Source organism: Spongiibacter sp. IMCC21906, from assembly GCF_001010805.1.
Lineage (GTDB): Bacteria > Pseudomonadota > Gammaproteobacteria > Pseudomonadales > Spongiibacteraceae > Spongiibacter.
Genome location: NZ_CP011477.1, coordinates 1 through 22,655 on the forward strand (window position 1 = coordinate 1; position 22,655 = coordinate 22,655).

The window sequence follows — 22,655 nt, forward strand, 5'->3', positions numbered from 1 at the left end:
CTTCTGCCGCCGTACGCTCCGCGAACAGTCGATTTACCTTAAGATAAACCTCCCAGTGATCTTCCGAAACTCGCTCGCTCCCAAAAAGTATGCAAAGGTGGGCCAAAAGCCTCCTTAGAGAACTTCTTGTAAAAAATATCCATGTCTTTTTTGCTTAAAGGAACCCGCGCTGCCACCAACTTTGGATAACGACTAGCCTCACTTCGGTGTGGGTTTCAAATTTGCCTTGTTTATTGTCATGCACCGACCACGCCACCCACGAGCCCGCTTTGCCGTCGGCAAAGAAACTCAATAAGGTAGGAATAATGCCATTGGGCGAGGCAGGCCTGCGCCGAATCATGACACCATCTTCTACCACTTCTTCGTAGGGCAGGCGGTGATACACCATCACCAAGTCCGCCTTGCCGGGCTCCAGAATGTCTCGGGCCTCGGCATCCAAACCGGCCGTGCCTAAAAAGCCGAAATGGCGGATAGCTTCCAAAATTCCCCCCGCGCCACTCAGCGAGGCATGAAAACCCGCGCCGGCTTTCGGTCGCTTCCAGCAAACCTGACTCTGACTCACCTACACAAACACCGATAAAGCCCTGCTCATACATAGACAGATCATTCAGAGTATCCCCGCCACCAACACCTCTTCATGGGGAATGTTCAAATGCGCCACCAATGCCGTCAGGGTCGAACCCTTATTGACGCCTTTAGCAAAAATATCTAAATACCAACTTGCGGAATACAGTAGATCGCAATCTAATGCGGCAACAGCTTTGGCCAAGGGGGCTCGCACCGCATCTACCGCTTCAGGCTCACAAAAATAGGAGCAACGACGCTCCTGCGGCACATCTTGGCGTTGCAGGCCGTTAATACCGTCCAAGGCAGCTTCGACAACGTGCTCACCCGGCCAGAGCTTGTCGATATCGGACTGCAAAGGTTGTATCGGCTGCTGAGTACTACCATCAACTACCGTGCAGCCCACATCACAAATAATATAATCCGGTTCAGGAATGGTGGGGTCGGCTAATAATGGCAATACAGATTCCAGTCCACGACCGGTGACAAATGCCAGTTCAATTTCGGGGTGAGCGGCGATAATCTGATATAAACGAAGGCGATTTTCAGAAGTCCCCCCCAAAAACGTGCCGTCTAAATCGGTTGCTAACAACATAGTCAATTCCCGTGATTTGCAACAGCGCCGGGCATTCCCCAGGCCGATGCCTGACGTATGGTCCACGGACCTATGTTGGTGGGAGCACTCACTCGTTCGAGCCACTCCTAGCACCGCGAGACGGCGCACAAACATCCTCACTGCATGAAGGAAGAAACCAGTAAAGGCTGATCCGAAGACCTTGATTAACCAAGCAAAAATCCGTTTAGCACTTCAGCTTGGCGGTGAAACGCAATAAACCTGATCATGCAGATTTTATGCCGCGCAAAGCTAAAAGCAGGCCTCACGGCGCTTTCCTGCAAGTCTATTCAACTGACATGGAACGCAGTGATATTCAGACTCTCCCCGGCACCCCTTGCTGCACCAAAAAAGAGCGTCACGCCCGTTTAGGCCTGTCCCCGCTCTTTCTACACAAACAAGAAACTTTCTGGCTTTTCCACATACCAACGCTATAGCACTTAAGTATCACGGCTCCAGCACCACCAGCAGGTGGGCATTTAAAGCTAAACGCCCCTGCCCAAAAGCTGGTTGGAACAAGTCTTGCCTCGGGTCTAGTATTAGAGCTGAATTGCTAAGTTCGACACCTGATCATGAATCGCCTATTACAAGCGAGCGATCTCCAAGGTGGTAAACCGTTGGCAAAACGTGCTTTGATCGTACATGCCAGTGCAGAACTGGAGAATAATAGGGAGGAGCATGTCCGAACGTTGGAATAACATCATTACCTCGGCCCAGACCTTTCGTCGGGAGCTCCACCGCTATCCCGAACTAGGCTGGCAGGAAAACCGTACCGCTGCAGAAATCCGCAGAGCGTTAAGCTCACTGGATATCTCTTGGCGAGATTGCGCCAAAACCGGCACTGTCGCATCGCTCGGTAAACACAAGCGCGGTAAGCACATTGCCCTGCGAGGCGATATCGATGCACTTCCCATCACTGAAAAATCCGACAAAGAATGGCGCTCCGAACATCAGGGTTGCATGCATGCCTGCGGCCACGACGGTCACACCGCCACGTTGCTGGCAACCGCAGAGTGGCTTAAACACAGTGAAGATCAACTCACGGGGCCAGTCACTTTAATCTTTCAGCCCGCCGAAGAAGGGGGCCACGGCGCGCGGGAAATGATCGCCGACGGTGCCTTAGAGGGCGTGGATGAAATTTTCGGCTGGCATAACTGGCCCGCCATCCCCTTTGGCAAATTGGCTTGCCCAGACGATATTGTAATGTGTGGTAACGGCACCTTTCGCATCAAACTGAATGGCAAAGGTGGTCATGCCAGCCAACCTGAATTATGCAAAGACCCCGTATTGGCCGCCAGTGCAATCACCCTTGCGCTACAGCAAATTGTCGCTCGGCGCCTAGCACCCCAACGGGCCGCCGTAATCAGCGTCACATCCATTAATGCTCCAAGCGGGGCGACGATTATTCCGCAACAAGCAGAACTCGGCGGCAGTATTCGAGTACCCGACATTAAAACCCGGGACGAAGTAAATCAGCTTATTCGTGAAATAAGCCAGCAAACCGCGGCCAGTTATGGGGTTGATTGCGAGGTAGAAATCATCCCTCGCTACAACGCCACCATTAATCATGCCCAGCAAGCCCAACGCCTTCGCAGCTGCTGGCAAGACGCTTTTGGTAGCGCGGCAATGGCAAACGATATTCTCACGCCGATTATGGCGTCAGAAGACTTCAGCTATTACCTGCAAGAAATTCCTGGGGCCTTTGCCTTAATCGGCGCAGGCGAGGCAGACGAAGAAGCCTACCCTTGCCACAGTCCCCACTACGACTTTAATGACAAACTGATACCACTTGTTACCGAACTTTATGCCCGCTTAGTCGGCGCGGCATTACCTACGCCCAACTAATCGGGCATCAAAACTATCGTTACCTTGACGCACCACGACGCGTCTATTTTGTCCCCAGCGACAAAATTCTAAAAACCGCAGGAGGAAAGACATGAGTATTTTTGAACAGCGCGAATCCGAGATCCGGGGTTATTGCCGAGTCTATCCAGTGGTGTTTGATAAGGCATTCAATGCCCGCCAAACCGACGAGAACGGCAATGAATATATCGATTTTTTTGCCGGTGCCGGGGTACTTAACTTTGGCCACAACAACGAGCGCATGACCCAAGCCGTTATTAAATATATTCAAGGTAATGGCGTTACCCACAGTTTGGACATGCACACCACTGCTAAGCGGGATTTCATGGAACGGTTTGTCAAAACCATAATGGACCCCCGCGGCATGGATCACAAAATGCAGTTTATGGGGCCCACGGGCACCAACTCTGTTGAAGCCGCATTAAAAATTGCTCGCCGCGCGACAGGACGCCGAGAAATCATCGCCTTTACCAAAGGCTTTCACGGCATGACGCTAGGTGCACTGGCATGTACTGCAAACCAAGCGTTTCGGGGGGCAGCAGGCATTCCATTAGAACATGTCAAACACTACCCCTTTGGCGAAGACAGCACTATTACTCAACTACGGGCCATGTATAGCGACAGTTCCAGCGGCATGTTGCCTCCGGCCGCATTTTTGGTAGAACCAATTCAGGCCGAAGGCGGCGTCAATATTGCCAGCCAGGCGTGGCTGAAGGATCTGTGCGACTTGGCTAAAGAGTTTGGCTCGCTCGTAATTTTTGATGATATTCAGGCCGGTTGCGGTCGCACTGGCTCCTACTTCAGCTTTGACGGCATGGGGCTAGACCCAGATATTATCTGCCTCGCCAAAGGCATCGGCGGCATGGGCACGCCAATGGCCATGAACCTCGTCAAACCAGAGATTGATAAACACTGGTCACCAGGCGAGCACACCGGGACATTTAGAGGTCAGTGTTTGTCCTTTGTCGCTGGCTCAGAAGCCCTGAGCTATTTTGAAGACGAAAGCTTAATGGAAGAAGTGGCGCAAAAAGCCGCCACCATGCGCGGTGCCGTCGACGCCCTGGCAGATCGCTATGACAGCATAGAAATTCGAGGCAAAGGCATGATCATTGGCGTCGATGTTGGCAATGGCGATCTCGCCAAAGCCATTGTCGCCAAATGCTTTGGTCGCGGTCTTCTCGTTTCAGCCTGTGGCAGCGGCGGCCGAGTGGTCAAACTTATTCCGCCCTTAACCATCCCCAATGACGACTTGAACACCGCGCTGGATATTCTCGTTCAAGCCACCGCAGAAATCATGGAGGCCGCATGAAACAACGCGATGATATGACCTTTGAGTTTGCCGAATACGAGCAGCGACTGGCCGCGCTGCGCCAACGTATACAAAAGCGCCGCTTAGATGCCGTGGTCATTACCGATCCTGAGAACATTATGTATCTCACCGATTACCAGACCACCGGCTACTCCTTCTTTCAGGCGCTGGTGGTACCGCTGGATGATGAACCATTTATGATCACCAGGGCATTGGAAGAATCCAATGTCCACGCTCGAACCTGGGTAGAGCGCACCCGGCCCTATCCCGATACCGGCGACGCCATTCAAATGCTGGTGGATGCGCTACGCGAGTTTGGTCTGGACAAAAAACGTATAGGCTATGAACGAAACAGCTATTTTTTCCCGGCTTACCAACAGGACCGCATCCACACCACGCTGAGAGAAGCCAAGCTGCTGGACTGTTTTGGTATTGTAGAGCAGGGACGGATCTGTAAATCGCCCGCTGAAATCGAGCTTATGCACCGGGCAGCAGTTGCCACTGAGGCTGGCATGAAGGCGGGCATTGCTGCTTGCGAACCCGGCGTGACAGAAAACGAAATCGGTGCTGCCATCAGCGCCGGCATGTTCAGTGCCGGTGGCGAGCCCCCGGCAGTCATGCCCTATGTCACCTCCGGCCCGCGAACCATGATCGGCCACGCCACCTGGGAAGGCCGCACCGTGCAGCCCGGCGACCATGTGTTTTTAGAAGTGGGCGGCTGTTTCCGTCGCTACCATACCGCCATGATGCGCACGATTGTTACCGGCCCGCTCACCGACTCTATGTATAAAGCCCAGGAGAAAATGAAACACGCCTTGGATGCGGTACATCAATACGTGCAACCGGGAATGACTGTATCTGACGCCGACAATTTGGTGCGAAATATTATTACTGACAACGATGTCGGCGCTCGTTTAGTGACCCGCTCGGGTTATTCCATCGGCATCGCCTTTCCTCCCAGCTGGGACGAGGGCTATATCGTCAGCCTCAAACAGGGCGAGTCAGTAGTGCTGGATGAAGGCATGACCTTTCATATCATCCCGTGGATGTGGGGCGTTGACGGCGACAAAACCGTAGGCATTTCCGACACCATCCATATTACCGATCAAGGCTGTAAATCCTTCTTCACTATGGATCGGGATTTCAGTATTAAAGCCGCTAAAGAACCACTGGCTCCTATCAAGATGGAGGAAGTGCGATCAAAGGACGCCAGTAGCAAGCAAGACAAAAGCAAAGACCACAAAGCGCAAAAATCAACAGGAGCTTGAGGTAACCATGCTAATAGCACGCAACCCCTACACCGGTGCGGTCATTGAAGAATACCCCGCACTGAGCAATGAGCAACTGCACGAGCGTATCGGCGACGCCGATCGCGCCTTTGATGGCTGGCAGGCGATGACCTATCCCGCCCGCGCAGAAGTGCTTAGAGCCGTTGCTAGAGAATTAAGAAATGACAAGCAACGCCTTGCAAAAACCATGGCCATTGAAATGGGCAAACCCATTAAAGAAGGCGGCCCCGAAGTCGAAAAAGCCGCGGTGTGCTGTGAGTTTTATGCCGACAATGCCGAAACTTTTTTAAGCAAAGAAGAACTGCCCTCTGACGCCTCACTCAGCTACGTTTGCTACCAACCACTGGGCACCCTGCTCGGCATTCTGCCTTGGAATGCCCCGGCTTGGCTGGCATTCCGCTATTTGGCGCCAGCGCTGATGGCGGGCAATACCTGCGTCATGAAACACGACCCCAATGTGCCAGGCTCAGCACGTCTCATTGCCGAGGCCTTTCAACGCGCTGGCGCGCCAGAAAACATTATGGTCAATCTGCCAATAGAAACCGCCCAGGTAGAAAGCGCCATCCGCGATCCGCGCATTATGGCAGTCTCCTTTACCGGTTCCGCCGGTGCCGGATCCAAAGTTGCCGCAGTGGCAGGCTCAGAAATTAAACCCACCGTACTTGAACTGGGCGGTTCTGACCCCTGCATTGTCTTGGCCGATGCAGACCTTGATGCAGCCGCCGACATCGCGGTGCTGTCTCGCATTATCAACGCGGGGCAATCCTGCATTGCTGCCAAGCGCATCATCATTGAAGAATCGATATATGATGACTTTTGTGAGCGACTCAGAAGCCGGCTGGCAAAATTAAAACTCGGCGACCCCCTATCAGCGGATACCGACATTGGCCCCATCGCCAGAGCAGACCTGCGAGATAATCTGCACAGACAGGTTAGTGAGACCATTGAAGCAGGGGCCAAATGCCTGCTGGGTGGCGAGCTTCCCAGCGGTAAAGGCTACTTCTACCCGGTAACCTTGCTGACCGATGTAGAAGAAAACATGTGCGCTTTTAAAGAAGAGACTTTTGGCCCATTAATGGCGGCCATTAAAGCCTCAGACATAGAAGAAGCCGTGCAGCTGGCCAACGAAACGCCCTACGGTTTAGGCGCCGCCATTTGGACAGGCAATGCCGAGCTAGCCAGAGAAGTCGCCGACCGCTTGGAAGCCGGGCAAGTTGCCATTAATGGCATTGTGAAAACCGACCCTCGCCTCCCCAGCGGTGGCATTAAGCGCTCTGGCTACGGCCGAGAACTTGGCCCCCACGGCATCAAAGAGTTTGTTAACGCCAAACAAATCTGGATTAAGTAACAGGCCCAAGCTCGGCAGCCCGCTCTGCCGAGCTTTTTTCTCCTCGCTCTCACACCCTAGCAATTCCCCTTTTAGCAAGTCACACCCTAGCAACTCCCCTTCTAGTAATTCACACCCTAGCAGCTCACACCCTGGCTACTCCCCGCCAGCCAACCCTAAACCGCAGAAACTGTTATTATCGTTTGATGAATAACCCAACACTTCCACCGTATATTCAAACGCAGGACCGGGTTCTGTTATTTGATGGTGTCTGCAAACTTTGCCACGTCTGGAGCCGCTTTATTTTGCGTTTTGACCGAGCGCAAAACATAAAGCTTTGCAGCGTACAGTCTCCAGAAGGACAAGCCATTCTGGCGCATTTTTCATTGCCGCTGGATCAGTTCGATTCGCTGGTTTATGTGGAAGGTGCAAACCACTATTTACGCAGTAATGCCGTGTTAAATGTGCTCAGGCAATTGCCTTGGCCTTGGCCTGCTTTTTATATTTTTAAACTTATTCCCCGCCCACTCAGGGACTGGGGCTACAACCGCATTGCCCAGAACCGCTACCGTCTCTTTGGTCGTTACGCTCAGTGCCAGCTCCCCAGCACCGAGCTGCGCCAACGCTTTCTTGATGGCCAATGTATTAAGCCATCAGAACATCATTAAAAAGCGTATTGCCACCCCAGTGTCAGCGTCGACTCCAACTCCATATGCGGCCCATCTAAACGTTGAAAGATCGGCTGGCTGTATTCCAGCGCAAGGCGGTGGCCTTTCAACGAACCCCTAATGAACAAGTAATTCAGCCCCAGGGATAAATCGGCGCGTTGCCCCGCACGGGCATCTGGGTCAGCAGTGGGCACCATATTCGGATTCAAATCTTCTCTGGCCCCATCAATATTTTGCCAATATTGATAATTCAACCCCAGCGACGTGCTCACCGCAGTAGACCAACTCCGCGCCAACCAAACCGACACACCGTAGCGATTACCCAGCTGGTAGTCGTTATCGTTCTCTGCGGTCGGCAAGGTCAGCATCAACTGTGAGCCCCAGCTATATATCTCACCAAAACCTTGGTAAGTCATGCCCGGCATTACATCAATGCTGCCGGACCCAAGCTGCATGGGATAGGGCAACTTGGCGTTAGCCATAGCTGGCGTATCGTCACGCTCATCGATAGAACCAGTGGGAAGACTCAAACCTAAATTAAGGTGGACTTTATGGGCCTTAGAAACCGATTGATAAACATTCACCAAGGCACTCAGCTTCACGTCGCCAAAGCCCGCAGCTTCGGTGGTAAACCGGCCACCCATTCGGGTGACATGGTCCATCTCGCTTGAAACCCAAGGCAGCATTGCCATTACCGTCAGCTGATCACTCGGCGCATACATTGCTCCCAGCATATGCATGGTCATAACCATATCTTCAGGCGCGACCATATACTGACCCGGATTCATCATATTGCCCGTAATCTCGGCGCTGCTGATGCCATCGCTGCCATCGAGGTTGCCGCCCATCGCCATCGACATATAGCGATATGACAACATCCACTCACCGGCTTTATGGGTATGGTCGCCCATAACAGAGATCGGCGCATGGCTACTCGAACCCGATATGGTATTTGGTGAACCGTGGGCAAAGACCATTGAAGGGCCCAACAGCGTTACCAGTAATAAAGATGTACGACGCATACTGCCATTTCCTACTACGCAAAAGGCGACATTCTAACAAGCCAGCCCCACGACAAAATGCGACATATTGTCACGCCCCGCTTACCCGTAAAAAACGCCACGGCCGATTCCTGCTGCCCAGCCCCTTTATCCCTATTCCCCTATCCCTGCTCCTTTAAGTAAGCTGGCGCGACAGTTTGTCGCAGCTGCAGCAAAGCTATCATTGCCGGCACAAGATATAATATCCTGACAAATATGCTGATTTCTGTCTTAACGATTAAGCCCAGAATCGGCTTATTTAACCCGTAATAACAACTGTAAAAGAGCATTGTGAATCTGAATCCCGCCACCGCCAATTTGCGCACGCTTTGCGCGCTACGCAGCTTGGTACTCATTGCGCAAGTCAGCGCAGCCTATTACGCCGGTTCAGTATTGGGCTGGATGCTACCCTACCTCACATTAAATTTACTCTTTGCCGCCTTGGCTTTTTTTGCTGTTTTTAGCTGGTGGCGCAGTTTTCAGACTTGGCCTGTCACCCAATTAGAACTGTTTATACACCTCTGTGTGGATATCGCCGGGTTTAGCGCCGTACTGTATTTTTCGGGCGGTGCCAACAATCCCTTTATTTCCTATTTGCTGGTACCCTTGTGTATTTCCGCCACCACGCTGTCCTGGTCTCATACTTGGATACTTACAGGCTTAAGCGCCAGTGTTTACACGGTGCTGTTATTTCATTATGTGCCACTGGCCGCCATCATGCCCCAGCACGATCACAGCGCCATGTCGGCCCTGCCAGCCCCCTCACTAAGCGCGCTAAACATTCACATACTGGGCATGTGGGCCAACTTTGTAGTTAGCGCATTACTGGTCACTTATTTTGTTTTTAAAATGGCCAGCGCCCTGCGCAAACGCGATGCGGAACTGGCCCGCAGCAGAGAACGCCGCCTACAAGACGAACAATTACTTGCCGTTGCCACCCTCGCCGCAGGCACCGCCCACGAACTCGGTACGCCGTTATCAACCATGAAGGTCATAACCGAAGACCTGTTGGATTTAGACGAGGGTACGGATTCCCGACAGGATATGGTCGCGCTCAGTCAGCAAATTGACCACTGCACAAATATTTTAAAAAAACTGGTCAGCACCGCCAGGGACTTTAGCAATCTGGAAGATGAGCACGTACAGCTGCAACACTATGTCAGCGAGCTACTGGATCGCTGGCAATTGCTGAGGCCCGGCATTGATATCAAGGTTGAACTCAGCCAAACATGTCGCGAACTCGCATTAAAGCTCGACGGTACGGTTAGCCAAGCACTGCTGAATCTCTTGAACAATGCCGCCGATGCCGAGCCCCACGGCCTTGCACTTAGCGTTACGGTCCAAGACGAACATCTCATTTTTAATATTGCCGACCGAGGCGATGGCCAAGCCAATATCAATCGCGAAGCCTTTATCAGCAACAAGCAGAACGGGCTAGGCTTGGGTTTACGATTAAGCCACGCCACCGCATCCCGCTATGGAGGCCACCTGAACTGGACACCCAGACCTGGTGGCGGCAGCGAAATAAGCCTACACCTGCCACTGCAAAGAGTGTCCGCATGACCAGCAATACAACCGCAAAAAATATTTTGCTTGTGGATGACGACCAAGGATTTCTAGATGCGTTGAGCCGATCATTAACGCGCCGCGGCTACCAAGTATTGGCCGCAAACAACATTCAAGCTGCACGGCAACAATGCGAACAGATGCTGCCCGATTATGTGGTATTGGATTTAAAGCTGGACCAGGAATCCGGGCTCACGCTTATCCCGGAGCTGCGACAACGGTTTCCAAAGGTACAAATGCTGATGCTCACCGGCTATTCCAGTATTGCCACGGCAGTAGAAGCCATAAAGCTCGGCGCAGATAATTATTTGCAAAAACCGGCCAGTACCCGAGAGATTCTTGCCGCCCTCGTACTCCACGACACACCGCCTGCGAATACCAGTACCGACAGCATGACACCGCCATCGCTAGACCGACTGGAATGGGAACATATTCAAAGAGTGCTGGGCGAGAACGATGGCAATATTTCTGCCACCGCAAGAGCACTGGGAATGCACCGGCGCACTCTGCAACGAAAACTGCAAAAGCGGCCGGTAAAAAGCTAAAAGCAGTTACTCAGTATCTAACGTAGAGCCCACTTCAAAAACGCGGACGGTACCGCTGCGGCCATTGGCCACCAGCAAATATGCCCCCGACGTGTCTGAATAAACTGCGATATTTGCCGGTCCAATATCACCGGTATCAAACTGCGGGTCACTAGCGAAACTGCGGTTATTAATATACTGCACAAACTGCGCCCCAAATGGCGAAGTCACGTCGTATACCAAAACACCACCACTGGCCTCTAGCACGATAAAGGCATAAACCCGTCCCTGACTACCCACCAATACAGCGGCACTAGGTTTAGCGCCTTGGCCAATGCTGCCAGCATCACGATTATTAAAATCGTTACCCAGGTAAGCCTGGGTAATTTGTGCAATATCATCGCCGGAATCAAAGACTAATTGACCGTCATCATTCCAGATAGAAAATGAACGACCACCAAAGGCCGAGATTTCATCGATATCACCATCATTATCGGTATCGCCAGTAACATTACTCACCTGCAAACGACCAATTTCTGAATTATTAGACGCAGCGCCAATACTCGGGTTAGCCGAGTCAATCGCCGGGCCATTAAAACCATCAAGATCTGCCGCAGGGACCACTTCATTAAACCCTGCGTACTGTCGAGGCGCACCGGTGTTTGCCGTCAAGTAATAACGTTGACCACTATAATTAAAGCAATCAACAGAGCCCGCCTGAAACAAACCAACAACGCCAGGACGAGAGTTAATTTGCGCTAAACCATTATTATTGGTATCCAATCCCGCCGCTGCGCCACCAAAATCTTTGCTGCCAAAAGCAGTAATGCTTTCAATTTCCAGGCTTGCAACATTAATTTTTGCGACCGCATTATTTTCTTGCAAGACAACATATAAGCGGCTGCCATCAAGGCTCGTCGACAAACTTCCAGGCTCCAGATCTTGCGCAACTGTCGCGCCCGGGCCGGTAATTAAAACGCCCTCGGGCAATTCATCCGCGCGACTGCCACCGGTATTAAAGTCCTGAAAATCAATTTCGGTGACTATCGCAGAGGTCACCCCGCTACGAAAATCCACCACAGAAACAGAACCTTCTGGGTCAACACTATAACTATTGTTGGGCACACCTTCGTTTGCCACAAAGACTCTAGCTGCCGTTCTATCAGCGGCTATCGCTGCGGGAGAAGGACCAACGTCATACGTAGCCGTAAGACCTAGGGTAGTAAGGTCGTATAATGCCAACACCCCGTCCTCCTGAGCATTCGCATTGGCAATGGTCACTACCAAATAATCAGCCGTCAGCGTCATCGCCGTGATTCGGCCCGCGGTTATGCCGGAACTCGTCGCCACTTCTGCTATATCTAACTCGCTAGACAGCGTTGGGCTCAATGGCGTTGCCAAGCTAAAAACATCGATACTCCCCTGAGCATTGTTGGCAACAAACATCCGCTCTCGACTCGGGTTAGCCACTACGATATCAGCGGCATTGACATCAAAGTCAGCCCCATTCGAAGCAATGGCAGAGTTTTCGTAGCTCAAGACTGGGGCAACAGGGCTCACGGTGCCATTGAGCAAACCCGGAATTGGCAGCACAACAATTTTAGATTGAACACCACGAAGTCCATATTCATTGTCTGTCGTAACTGCCGCAAAATCGCTATTCAATATCGCAAAGCCCTCAAAACCGGTACCTATTTCATCAATCCCGCCCGCGCGGGGGTCGGTTGCGCTATTGAAAACCGGCTGCTTAACCACAAAAGGATAGTCTTCCAGCGCCTGCTGTTGCTCTAGACTTGGGGAGGTAGAAGGCGAATCAAACTCGCTACCCTGAATGCTTGCTGCATTGGCAAGGTTGATACGAAAAACTTTACTAGCAGTACCCGCTTGCTCAACAAGCAATAAATCATCCGTCGCAACCGCCGACATTTCATTAACAGTTACGTCGCTTTGAACGGCAGTTTCACCGTCTGCTTGAAGGTCATATTGCGCGGCAGAATCCAAGCGATAGAGATACTCCCCGACCAAGGCATTAGGCGTACCGTTGGCGTTCAGAGAGACCTTACCAACACGCACAATTCGGCTATTTTCAACTGCGGCAGTATTTGGGTTAGCCAATGGCCCCTTCATCGCAAAGTACAAAAAACTATTATCAGGAGAAACCGCCAGTGCCGCGATACCTCGCTGTACGCCACGTTTAGCATAAATAGCGGGAAGAATATCTTCTTTTACGTCAAAGGTTGAACCGTTTAAGTCAGAGGCAATACCGGCCGGCACTTGACGCTCTACCACCTCGCCATCGCTTTCAACCAAGACTAGGCTTGGGCCATATTCTTCAGCAATCCAAAAGCGGCCGTTATCCAAACGCACCAAAGCTTCTGGGTCCATACCATTGGGGTTACGTTGTAGCTGATTGCCATTGGGGTTATAAGGAATTTCATCAAGCGCCTGACTAAAGCTAGGTGGCACCCCTTCTACGGGGTTATTGAATTGATCCCGCAGAGTAGTGCGCTCAACCAAGTCTAAGGTCAGATTGTTGCCGGATTCGGCCAGCTTCCAACGCAAAATTTGCGGCCTGAACTCGGGCTGGGCAAAGACTGAGCCATTACTATTGGAACAAAAGTTATCAACGCCAATCACCTCACCCGTATCAGTACAAGGCACCGTTGGGCCGCGATCAGTAATGGTATAAAACACGTCCCGGTCATCATCTGGCACGTGAAAAGCACCGCTACCCACCGATAAGCTCAAATTAAGAGTATCGCCCCCAGCAAAGCTCACCGAGCCAAGAGATTCGTTCACCACAAATTGAGCAGAACGCAGCTCTGTACCAATTGTGCCAACCCGTCTATCCCGGTCACTACCGCCACCACCACATGCCGACAACGCCGCGGCAACAGCGACCAATGCCACCGATTTAAAAAATCCAGAATCATACTGCTGACGAGAAAACATCATTAACTATGCCCCAATACTGAACGCCACCGTTGGCGGCAACACCTGTTTATTAAAATAAAAAAGGGGCGCAATGGCACCCCCTTTTGCCAGAACATTCTCACACTTATAGCGGAGAACGTCCCTTGTTTGCAGCAATTCGCATCCGCAAAGCATTCAGCTTAATGAAGCCTTCTGCGTCCTTTTGATCGTAGGCACCCGCATCGTCTTCGAATGTGGCAATGGCCTCGTCAAACAGCGAGTTGTCTGACTTGCGACCTACTACGACCACATTGCCTTTGTAGAGTTTCAATCTAACGACACCGTTTACAAACGCCTGGGACTCATCAATCGCCGCCTGCAGCATATGCCGCTCGGGACTAAACCAGTAGCCATTGTAGATCAGCTTAGCGTAGCGCGGCATGAGCTCGTCTTTCATGTGTGCCACTTCTCGGTCCAGGGTAATCGACTCAATAGCCCGGTGAGCGCGAAGCAGAATGGTGCCGCCCGGTGTTTCGTAGCAACCCCGAGATTTCATGCCCACGTAGCGGTTTTCAACCAGGTCAAGACGACCAATACCGTTGTCACCCGCCAGCTTGTTGAGCGTGGCCAGCATGGTCGCCGGGCTTAACTCTTCGCCATTCAGCGTCACCGGATCACCGTTTTGGTAGCCCAGCTCGATATACGTGGGTTTATCTGGCGCTGCTTCAGGGCTCACGCTCCAACGCCACATGTCTTCTTCTGGCTCCCAGTACGGATCTTCCAGGTTGCCGCCCTCATAGGAGATGTGCAGCAGATTGGCATCCATCGAGTAAGGCGATTTTTTCTTCTTACCAGAAAAATCCACCGGAATTTTGTGCTGCTCGCAGTATGCCATCAGGGTTTCGCGAGAAGTCAGATCCCACTCCCGCCAAGGAGCAATCACTTTAATACCGGGTTTCAATGCATAGGCACCCAGCTCAAAGCGCACCTGGTCATTACCTTTGCCCGTCGCACCATGAGAAATCGCATCCGCACCGGTCTCATTGGCAATTTCAATTAAGCGCTTGGCAATCAAAGGCCGGGCGATAGACGTGCCCAGCAGATACTCACCCTCATAAATCGCATTGGCGCGAAACATGGGATAAACAAAATCCCGCACATACTCTTCGCGCAGGTCGTCAATGTAAATTTCTTTTACACCCAAGGCTTCTGCCTTGGCGCGAGCGGGCTCAACCTCCTCGCCTTGACCGATATCGGCAGTAAACGTCACCACCTCACACTGATAGGTTTCTTGTAACCACTTTACAATCACTGAGGTGTCCAGGCCGCCCGAGTAGGCCAAAACCACCTTGTTGATATCCGACATTTCCGACTCCGTATTTCCCCGACCCATCGCAGGCCGCCGGGATTGAAAAAGACCGCTATTCTAGCGAGATTCGGGGGATTTCGCTATGTGGGAGCTCCGCAAGTCCACCCTAGCGAAAAATAATCTGCAAAACTGGCAACATTAGCGCCTCTCGTGAGGCTTAACACCCAACCACCTCAGCCCAAGTTTTTATATCGACATTCTTAAGCACAGGGCAAATTACTCCGCCAGGGATTAATCTAGGTGGCCTGGACATACAAACCAACTAGGTTAGCCCCCGCGCCAAGTCCCACTGCCGCCTTGAACAACCTCAGCCTTGCCATACTCCCGCAGGTGGACGTGCCAATTTCCCTCAGTTACGTTTCCCCAGTTACGCTCCCCCAGTTACGCTCCCCCAGTTACGCCATATGGACTGGATACCCGCTTTCGCGGGTAAGACTCTATTCAGGTATGAAATGAGTTCAGAGATGAGCAAAATACCACTTCCATCTACTCTCACAGCGTTGCATAAGCTTGACTCAAATGGCCCCAGACAACCCCAGAGCCAAGAGAATAATAGAAAGAAGACCCACCGTACTTCGTCATTCCGGACGCGTTTTTTTGCGATCCGGAATCCAGCAGCCCTAGCTGCGTTAAAGGCTTAACAGCTAGTTGTATCCCCCCACCAGCCAAGGGCGACAGCACTAAGTACCCGAGTCTCGTAACTGCCCGCATTCGCGAGCATCGCAACAGAGGAGCATCACGACCAGCAGTGACCGCAGGGCCAAGGCAATAATAGAAAAAAGGCCCACCGCACTTCGTCATTCCGGACGCGTTTTTTGCGATCCGGAATCCAGCAGCCCCAACTGCGTTAAAGGCTTAACAGCTAGTTGTATCCCCCCGCCAGCCAAGGGCGACAGCACTAAGTACCCGAGTCTCGTAACTGCCCGCATTCGCGAGCATCGCAACAGAGGAGCATCACGACCAGCAGTGACCCCAGCGCCAAGGCAATAATAGAAAAAAGCCCACCGCACTTCGTCATTCCGGACGCGTTTTTTGCGATCCGGAATCCAGCAGCCCCAGCTGCGTTAAAGGCTTAACAGCTAGTTGTATCCCCCCACCAGTCAAGGGCGACAGCACTAAGCACCCAAGTCTCGTAACTGCCCGCATTCGCGAGCATCGCAACAGAGGAGCATCACGACCAGCAGTGACCCCAGCGCCAAGGCAATAATAGAAAAAAGCCCACCGCACTTCGTCATTCCGGACGCGTTTTTTGCGATCCGGAATCCAGCGGCCCAAATTTATTAGCTTGCAAGAAACACAGAACCCAGCCGCCCAAGAGGAAAATTGTTATTTACCGAAATATGCTTATTTCCTCCTAGCTCCAGAAACCAAAAAGCCCGAGAAAATCCCGGGCTCTATCAAGGGTCGCAGTGCCATCCGTAAAGTACTATTTCTTGCGTTTTTTACGGCTTTCCGCAGGGCGGGGGCGGTAGTCCAGCTTCGGCATTCTGGGCAGCTTCCCTGAAGCCAGGTACTTATGGGTTTGCTCTTGTGAGCGAATTTTTGCCACCCCTTTCGCCCGGGGGTGGAAGTGATTACTCAAACTGGCATCAAGAATGCGCGCCTTAACATTATCGGCCCACTGAATATCCAGAATATCCTGAATCATCTTTTGCAAAGGTTTGCTGTACACCGGGCAACTCACCTCAACACGAAAATCAATATTGCGAGTCATCAAGTCTGCCGACGAAATGTAATACCGAGGCTCACCGCCATTGCGAAACACATAGACCCGCGGGTGCTCAAGATAACGATCCACAATACTGATGGCTTCAATATTGTCACTCAGCCCCGGCACGCCAGGCACCAACGAACACATGCCGCGCACAATAATTCGTACCGGTACACCGGCCTGACTTGCCGCATAGAGCCGGTCAATCAACTCCTTATCGACAAGGTTATTACACTTCAGGGTGATGCCGCATTGCTTGCCAGCATTGGCATTGTCAATTTCAGTATTCACCATCCCCAGAATATTTTGCCGACTATTCAAAGGGGACACCGACAAGTGTTTGAAACGGTGGCGCTTATAGGTATAAGCAATAAAATCAAAAACTTTAGCGACCTCGTCGCCAATTTCCTGATCGTAGGTCATCAGGCTGAAGTCGGTGTAAATCGACGCCGTTTTCTCATTAAAATTGCCGGTGCCGACATGGGTGTAATAACGCTGGGTATTTCCCTCCTGGCGCACAATAGAAATCAGCTTGCCATGCACCTTCAAACCCGGCACACCAAGGATGACGTTAACGCCACCGTCGGTGAGGCGCTGGGACAAGGCGATATTTGCCTCTTCATCAAACCGTGCCTGCAGCTCTACCACCACCGTGACTTCTTTGTGGTTGGCCACCGCATTCAGCAAGGCATCCACCACATGGGAGTTAGATGCCACCCGATAAAGACTGATTTTGATACTTTTAACTGAGGGGTCGATGGCCGCTGTTTTTAGCAAATCGGTCAGGTAATCAAAGCTGTGGTAAGGATAATAAAGCAGTACATCCTGATCGCGGATACAGCTCAGAATATTGTCAGCTTTGGCAATTTCAGCATGGGGAATATTCGGCAACGGTTTTAACTCTAAATACGCCGGCCCTAAATTGGGAAAGCGCATAAAATCTTTAGAGTTGTGATAACGACCGCCAGGAATCATCGAATCCAAACGCCCTAAACCCAAACGTTTGACCAAATATTCCAGCAAATCATTGGGCATGGCACTGTCGTAAACAAAGCGCACCGGATCGCCTTTTTTACGGCGCTTCAGGCTCTGGGCCATCTTCTCGACAAAGGTCTGGGTCAGCTCTTCGCTTAATTCCAATTCGGCGTCACGGGTCAGCTTTATGGTATAGGCATCGGCGCTGTCCAGCGGGAAAATACCGCGAAACACCTCCTGCAAGCACACCCGAATAATATTCTCCAAGGTGATGATTACCTTGCCCCGTTTGCCCTTGCGGCTGGGGATGCGAATAAAGCGATCAAGCCGGGAAGTGGGAATTTCCAGCAGCGCAAACCGGGTTTGCCCTTCAAAGCCCAAACGAATAGCCAAATAGATAGACGCATCATTAAGCTCTGGCACCGGATGACTGTCGTCCAGCAGAATCGGCACCAGCTCTTGCTGAATATGGCTATAAAAATAGCGTTTTACATATTCCTGCTGAGTGTCATCCAATTGTTTTTCATTGATGATGTATATTTTTCGACGCTGTAGTTCTTTTAGTAACTCGGTATAGGTCGTATCAAAACGACGTTGCAGCTTGAGCACACTCTGGCGAATTTCTTCCAGCAGCTGCTTATAATCTTCTTGTTTAGATGGCGTAGAGAACGCCGCCAAACGACGAACATCCGCCACTCTTACCCTAAAAAACTCATCAAGATTATTAGAGAAGATGCCCAAATAACGAATGCGCTGTATCACCGGTACTTTAGGATCAGCCGCCTCTTGCAACACCCGCTCATTAAAAGACAACCAGCTAAGTTCCTTGGCAATCCAAGCCTGCTTATCACCGGTACCCGACATCGACAACCCCTAACATAAATCATTTAGCGGCATAGAGTAGCCGCCCTGCGTGTCATTTTAATGACATATTACAGCAGTCGCATTTCGCTCACACTGCCATTACACTGAAAAAGCCTTCGTCACTACGATATTGGAATAGCCGTCCCAATGCCCCAAAATACAGAGTCCTACGCCGCCCTAGATCTGGGCTCAAATAGCTTCCATTTGCTGATTGCCAGTTTTCAAGACGACCAGTTAAAAGTCCTTGATCGCCATAAAGATATGGTTCGATTGGCAGCCGGTTTAGATGAAAATGGCAACCTTAGCGACGAAGCCCAAAGCCGCGCACTAGATAGCCTGGCTAAAATGGCCAACCGCCTTAGCAGTGTTCCCAAAACACGGATTCGCGTCGTCGGCACCAACACTTTGCGAGCCGCCAACAACGCGGCTGACTTTATGAGCAAAGCCGAAGCCCTGCTCGGTGTTCCCATTAATATTATCTCCGGCACCGAAGAAGCACGCTTGGTTTATCTAGGGGTTGCCAAAGACTTCGCCCCCGGCGAACGCAGCCGCCTCGTCGCCGATATCGGCGGTGGTTCCACCGAAATCGTCGCTGGTAATCATGTCCCCAGACAGCTTGAAAGCCTGCCCATGGGCTGCGTCAACTTCAGTATGCGCTATTTCCCCAATGGCGAAATCAGCGAGAAAGGCTTTAAAAAAGCGGTCAATGCAGGCCGTCGGCTGATATCGCCGTTTGTGGAGCAATATAGAGGCCAATGGCAAGACGCCGTCGGTTCCTCCGGTACAATTCGCGCAATCGGCCGCATTATGGACGAACAGAACCTCAGCGATGCCGGTCATATTACCCGAGCCGGTATGGAAGCCGTCAAAGAACAATTACTCAGCGCTGATAATGTCACAAAACTTGATATAAAAGGGCTGACAGACGACCGAGGCGATGTTTTTCCCGGCGGTTTCTCGGTGCTCTACGCCCTCTTTCAAGAACTGGATATACAGGCAATGCACGTGTCCACTTTTGCCGTTCGCGAAGGCATCGTCTACGATCTGGCCGGGCGCCTACACCACCGCAACGACACCCGCGACCAAACCATCAGCAAATTGATCCAGCAATTTACTATCGACAGTAAACAAGGTGACAGAGTTGCCGCCCTCTGCGAAAAATGGTTCCCGGTGATTCAAACTCACTGCACCACCCCCGCCAGCGAAGCCATAGAACTGCTCCGTTGGGGGGCACAGCTCCACGAGCTGGGCCTGGCCATCGCCCATGGTGGCTACCACAAACATGGCGCCTATATTCTCACTTACGCCGACATGCCCGGTTTCTCCCGTCAAGAACAAGCCCGTTTGAGCTTTTTGGTGCTAAACCATCGCCGCAAACCCAAACCCCCATCCACACTGGTTTACGGCGTCACACCAGATTGGCTGCTTGCCACCCTCCTCCGGCTGGCCTGTATTTTTTACCGTCGGCGCCAAACCATCCCTTTGCGAAATGACATCACCCTGCACTGCGAAATGCCCGACACCTTAAGCCTGACCCTGCCCGCCAGCTGGATGGAAGACAATCCCCTCGTCGTTGCCGACCTGGAAGAAGAAGTCGAACTTCTCAAAAAAGGCACCGATATCAAACTCAACCTGCAGGTCAGCAACTAATCCAAAGCATAACTATGCAGAAGCCCGCCCTGCGCGTTACAATGACCTTAAGCAAAACAAGCGCTGTTTTTGGGGCCGATTTGGATTCGACGCCGGTAACAAAGCTCTGTGGTGCATGCCGTGATGGCAGCCAATCACGTTAATCCAAAGCTGTAAACGATATAGTTGCCAACGACGACAACTACGCTCTAGCGGCTTAAACCCCTGCTAGCGGTCATAAGTGGATGCTTGTAAACACGAAGTGACCGTCATATAGAACAAGCTAGCGATGAAGTTTGTCTGAGACGGACTCGCGAAACTCCTAATCAGAATCGCCAATATCGTCCTGACCGTTGGGCTGATTGCGGCTAAATTAATTAACGGAAACTAAGCATGTAGAGCCCTGAGTGGCGGACTGGCGGACGCGGGTTCAAATCCCGCCGGCTCCACCAAAAACACTTCCAAGGGAGACCAAGGAAGGCCTAGAACCCCAGTAAATCTGGGGTTTTTTGTGTCTATAGCGTCCATAGGTGTCTGGGGGCATCTATTGCAATCCAGTACAAAGCGGGGGCACAATCGGGGGCATAAACGGATTTCACCAAACAGGTGCCCCCAGATGCCCCTAACAGACCCCGCAGTAAAGCTAGCCAAGCCCAAGGACAAACCCTATCGCCTAACTGATGGCGAAGGCATGTACTTGGAAGTCTCTCCCAAGGGCGGCAAATACTGGCGAATGAAGTATCGTTTCGGGGGAAAAGAAAAACGGCTTTCTATTGGCGTCTACCCAACCACATCCCTAAAGAAGGCCCGCCAGCTTAGAGAACAAGCTCGCCGACAGCTTAGCGATGGCATCGACCCTTCTGCCCTCAAGCAAATAACGAAACTTGTCAGCTCTACCGCCGCTGCAAACAGCTTCAAAGTTGTTGCACTCGAATGGTTTGCCAAGCAGAAGCCGACATGGGCCGAAAGTCATTGGAGCAAAGTCGATCGGATGATGGAGCGGGACTTGTTCCCCTACCTAGGCACCCGCCCACTGAATGAGATCACCCCGCCTGAACTATTAGCCGTATTGCGAAAGATTGAAAGCCGTGGCGCTCTTGAGTCTGCCAAACGCACAAAACAAATAGCCGGCCAGATATTTCGCTACGGAGTGGCAACAGGTCGATGTGAACGCGATCCGGCCCAAGACCTTAACGGCGCACTAGCCACCCCCGTCAAAAAACATTTTGCAGCGATTACAGAACCCAAAGCTGTCGGCGCACTCCTGAACGCCCTAGAAGGCTATCAGGGAACCGCTGTTGTCCGAGCGGCCCTTCGCATTGCCCCGCTGACGTTTGTTCGCCCCGGCGAATTACGGAAGGCTAAATGGGCGGAGATTGATTTCGATAAAGCTGAATGGCGTTATTTCGTCACCAAAACAAAGTCTGAACATATTGTGCCGCTATCAACGCAGGCTATCGACATACTCCGAGAGCTTCAGCCCCTGACCTGTAGAAGCGAATATGTATTCCCAAGCGCAAGAACACTTAGCCGGCCAATGAGTAACAACGCAGTGTTATCGGCTATGCGCCGCATGGGAATCGATAAAGATGAAATGTGCGGGCATGGCTTCCGAGCAATGGCGCGAACGATACTAGACGAGGAATTACAATTTCGACCTGACTGGATCGAACACCAGTTAGCCCATGCGGTAAAGGACGTTCATGGCAGAGCCTATAACCGCACCGCTCACCTAACGGAGCGCAAGAAGATGATGCAAGCTTGGGCGAACTACTTAGACAACCTAAAAGCGCAGGCTGCAAATAACAATGTGATAGCGGCTAATTTTGGCTGAGGTCACTTGTAAGCGGGCGGGGACGGTATTGGCGTACCACCCCCGCCCTAACCACAAACCACCTGATAGAGAGGTGAAATTATGGCTAATGCCGATACTACCAAAACTAGACGCCTTCCCGGCGGATTAAGTTATGACCCCGAACTGAGCGCCGGAAACCTGTTTGATGACGGCTTTGCTTTGCTGGCTACCGCTACAGAACAGATCAAACAAACGGCGGATCGTCTTTTCAACAGTGATGACGAGGAAGAAAACAACTTGTCCGCTGCCCTCTACGGTAGCGTTTGGCTGGTCGAGCTTTCTCACGACATGCTGTTCGGAGCAAGTGAGAAACGATACAACGAGGAGGTAAAGCCATGAAGCAGGTTGCAAAAACATCGTCCGCATCCGTCATTGATGCGGCCTCAGCTATTGCCGAGAGAATCGAAATGCTAACTAAAGTTGTTGTACTTGGCATCGACAACGAAAACGGCGGCGACCTTGAGTTAAGCGGGGCAGACGCCTATGAAGCTGCGAGCATGATTGTCGACCTTGTACGCCAGCAACGACAATTAATTGGCGAGATTGAAATATCACTTAACTAAGTACCGGATATAA

At 51.7% G+C, this 22,655-nt stretch carries 17 protein-coding genes and 1 other RNA gene; 12 read left to right on the top strand and 6 right to left on the bottom strand.

Features of this window, described 5'->3' with window-relative positions; all coding sequences use genetic code 11:
* Nucleotides 1-154: 154 nt before the first annotated feature.
* Together IMCC21906_RS16935 and IMCC21906_RS16940 are read right to left on the bottom strand one after the other, a co-directional pair.
* Nucleotides 155-562 (bottom strand): hypothetical protein, encoded by a 408-nt coding sequence (locus IMCC21906_RS16935; RefSeq protein WP_052763271.1) that lies wholly within the window; start codon nt 560-562, stop codon nt 155-157.
* Between the two features lie 45 nt (nt 563-607).
* Nucleotides 608-1,159 carry an HAD family hydrolase gene (locus IMCC21906_RS16940; RefSeq protein ID WP_052763272.1) on the bottom strand — a complete coding sequence of 184 codons (552 nt, stop codon included), beginning with the start codon at nt 1,157-1,159 and terminating at the stop codon, nt 608-610.
* Nucleotides 1,160-1,855: 696 nt separating this feature from the next.
* Here IMCC21906_RS16940 and doeB2 point away from each other — a divergent pair.
* From doeB2 to IMCC21906_RS00030, 5 genes are all read left to right on the top strand, one after another.
* Entirely contained in the window at nt 1,856-3,022 is a 1,167-nt protein-coding gene (doeB2, locus tag IMCC21906_RS00010) for a N(2)-acetyl-L-2,4-diaminobutanoate deacetylase DoeB2 (protein ID WP_047010435.1), read from the top strand.
* Nucleotides 3,023-3,113: 91 nt separating this feature from the next.
* Nucleotides 3,114-4,349: an aspartate aminotransferase family protein gene (locus IMCC21906_RS00015; RefSeq protein WP_047010436.1), complete on the top strand. Its 1,236-nt coding sequence runs from the start codon at nt 3,114-3,116 to the stop codon at nt 4,347-4,349.
* Nucleotides 4,346-5,617, top strand: a complete 1,272-nt coding sequence (gene doeA / locus IMCC21906_RS00020) for an ectoine hydrolase (protein WP_047010437.1) — start codon at nt 4,346-4,348, stop codon at nt 5,615-5,617. The genes IMCC21906_RS00015 and doeA overlap by 4 nt, the downstream gene beginning before the upstream one ends.
* A gap of 7 nt (nt 5,618-5,624) precedes the next feature.
* Entirely contained in the window at nt 5,625-6,986 is a 1,362-nt protein-coding gene (locus IMCC21906_RS00025; RefSeq protein WP_047010438.1) for an NAD-dependent succinate-semialdehyde dehydrogenase, read from the top strand.
* Nucleotides 6,987-7,171: 185 nt separating this feature from the next.
* Complete coding sequence (locus IMCC21906_RS00030; RefSeq protein WP_047010439.1) at nt 7,172-7,633, top strand: thiol-disulfide oxidoreductase DCC family protein; 462 nt, start codon at nt 7,172-7,174, stop codon at nt 7,631-7,633.
* On the opposite strand, the gene IMCC21906_RS00035 is transcribed toward IMCC21906_RS00030, so the two are convergent.
* Complete coding sequence (locus IMCC21906_RS00035) at nt 7,630-8,655, bottom strand: transporter (protein WP_052763273.1); 1,026 nt, start codon at nt 8,653-8,655, stop codon at nt 7,630-7,632. The two genes, IMCC21906_RS00030 and IMCC21906_RS00035, sit on opposite strands and share 4 nt — an antisense overlap.
* A 309-nt stretch (nt 8,656-8,964) precedes the next feature.
* On the opposite strand from IMCC21906_RS00035, the gene IMCC21906_RS00040 reads away from it, so the two are divergent.
* Together IMCC21906_RS00040 and IMCC21906_RS00045 are read left to right on the top strand one after the other, a co-directional pair.
* Nucleotides 8,965-10,236 carry an ATP-binding protein gene (locus tag IMCC21906_RS00040; protein WP_052763274.1) on the top strand — a complete coding sequence of 424 codons (1,272 nt, stop codon included), beginning with the start codon at nt 8,965-8,967 and terminating at the stop codon, nt 10,234-10,236.
* A complete protein-coding gene (locus tag IMCC21906_RS00045) occupies nt 10,233-10,784 on the top strand; it encodes a response regulator transcription factor (protein ID WP_047010441.1) in 552 nt (183 codons plus the stop codon). The genes IMCC21906_RS00040 and IMCC21906_RS00045 overlap by 4 nt, the downstream gene beginning before the upstream one ends.
* Before the next feature lie 6 nt (nt 10,785-10,790).
* On the opposite strand, the gene IMCC21906_RS00050 is transcribed toward IMCC21906_RS00045, so the two are convergent.
* The 3 genes from IMCC21906_RS00050 to ppk1 all read right to left on the bottom strand — a co-directional run bounded on the left by IMCC21906_RS00050 (nt 10,791) and on the right by ppk1 (nt 18,595).
* Nucleotides 10,791-13,718 (bottom strand): choice-of-anchor I family protein, encoded by a 2,928-nt coding sequence (locus tag IMCC21906_RS00050; protein WP_047010442.1) that lies wholly within the window; start codon nt 13,716-13,718, stop codon nt 10,791-10,793.
* Nucleotides 13,719-13,821: 103 nt separating this feature from the next.
* Nucleotides 13,822-15,042, bottom strand: a complete 1,221-nt coding sequence (locus IMCC21906_RS00055) for an argininosuccinate synthase (protein WP_047010443.1) — start codon at nt 15,040-15,042, stop codon at nt 13,822-13,824.
* A 1,429-nt stretch (nt 15,043-16,471) separates the two neighbouring features.
* The gene (gene ppk1, locus IMCC21906_RS00060; RefSeq protein WP_047010444.1) at nt 16,472-18,595 is read right to left on the bottom strand and encodes a polyphosphate kinase 1; all 2,124 of its coding nucleotides are present in this window, start codon (nt 18,593-18,595) and stop codon (nt 16,472-16,474) included.
* A 147-nt stretch (nt 18,596-18,742) separates the two neighbouring features.
* On the opposite strand from ppk1, the gene IMCC21906_RS00065 reads away from it, so the two are divergent.
* From IMCC21906_RS00065 to IMCC21906_RS00080, 5 genes are all read left to right on the top strand, one after another.
* The gene (locus tag IMCC21906_RS00065) at nt 18,743-20,245 is read left to right on the top strand and encodes a Ppx/GppA phosphatase family protein (RefSeq protein ID WP_047010445.1); all 1,503 of its coding nucleotides are present in this window, start codon (nt 18,743-18,745) and stop codon (nt 20,243-20,245) included.
* 71 nt (nt 20,246-20,316) lie between these two features.
* Nucleotides 20,317-20,676, top strand: a transfer-messenger RNA (tmRNA) gene (ssrA, locus tag IMCC21906_RS16520).
* Nucleotides 20,677-20,840: 164 nt separating this feature from the next.
* On the top strand, nt 20,841-22,058 hold the full coding sequence (locus IMCC21906_RS00070) for an integrase arm-type DNA-binding domain-containing protein (RefSeq protein WP_047010446.1): 1,218 nt from the start codon (nt 20,841-20,843) through the stop codon (nt 22,056-22,058).
* 81 nt (nt 22,059-22,139) lie between these two features.
* Nucleotides 22,140-22,418: a hypothetical protein gene (locus IMCC21906_RS00075; protein WP_047010447.1), complete on the top strand. Its 279-nt coding sequence runs from the start codon at nt 22,140-22,142 to the stop codon at nt 22,416-22,418.
* Nucleotides 22,415-22,642 carry a hypothetical protein gene (locus IMCC21906_RS00080; protein ID WP_047010448.1) on the top strand — a complete coding sequence of 76 codons (228 nt, stop codon included), beginning with the start codon at nt 22,415-22,417 and terminating at the stop codon, nt 22,640-22,642. Before IMCC21906_RS00075 ends, IMCC21906_RS00080 begins: the two co-directional genes overlap by 4 nt.
* Nucleotides 22,643-22,655 lie beyond the last annotated feature (13 nt).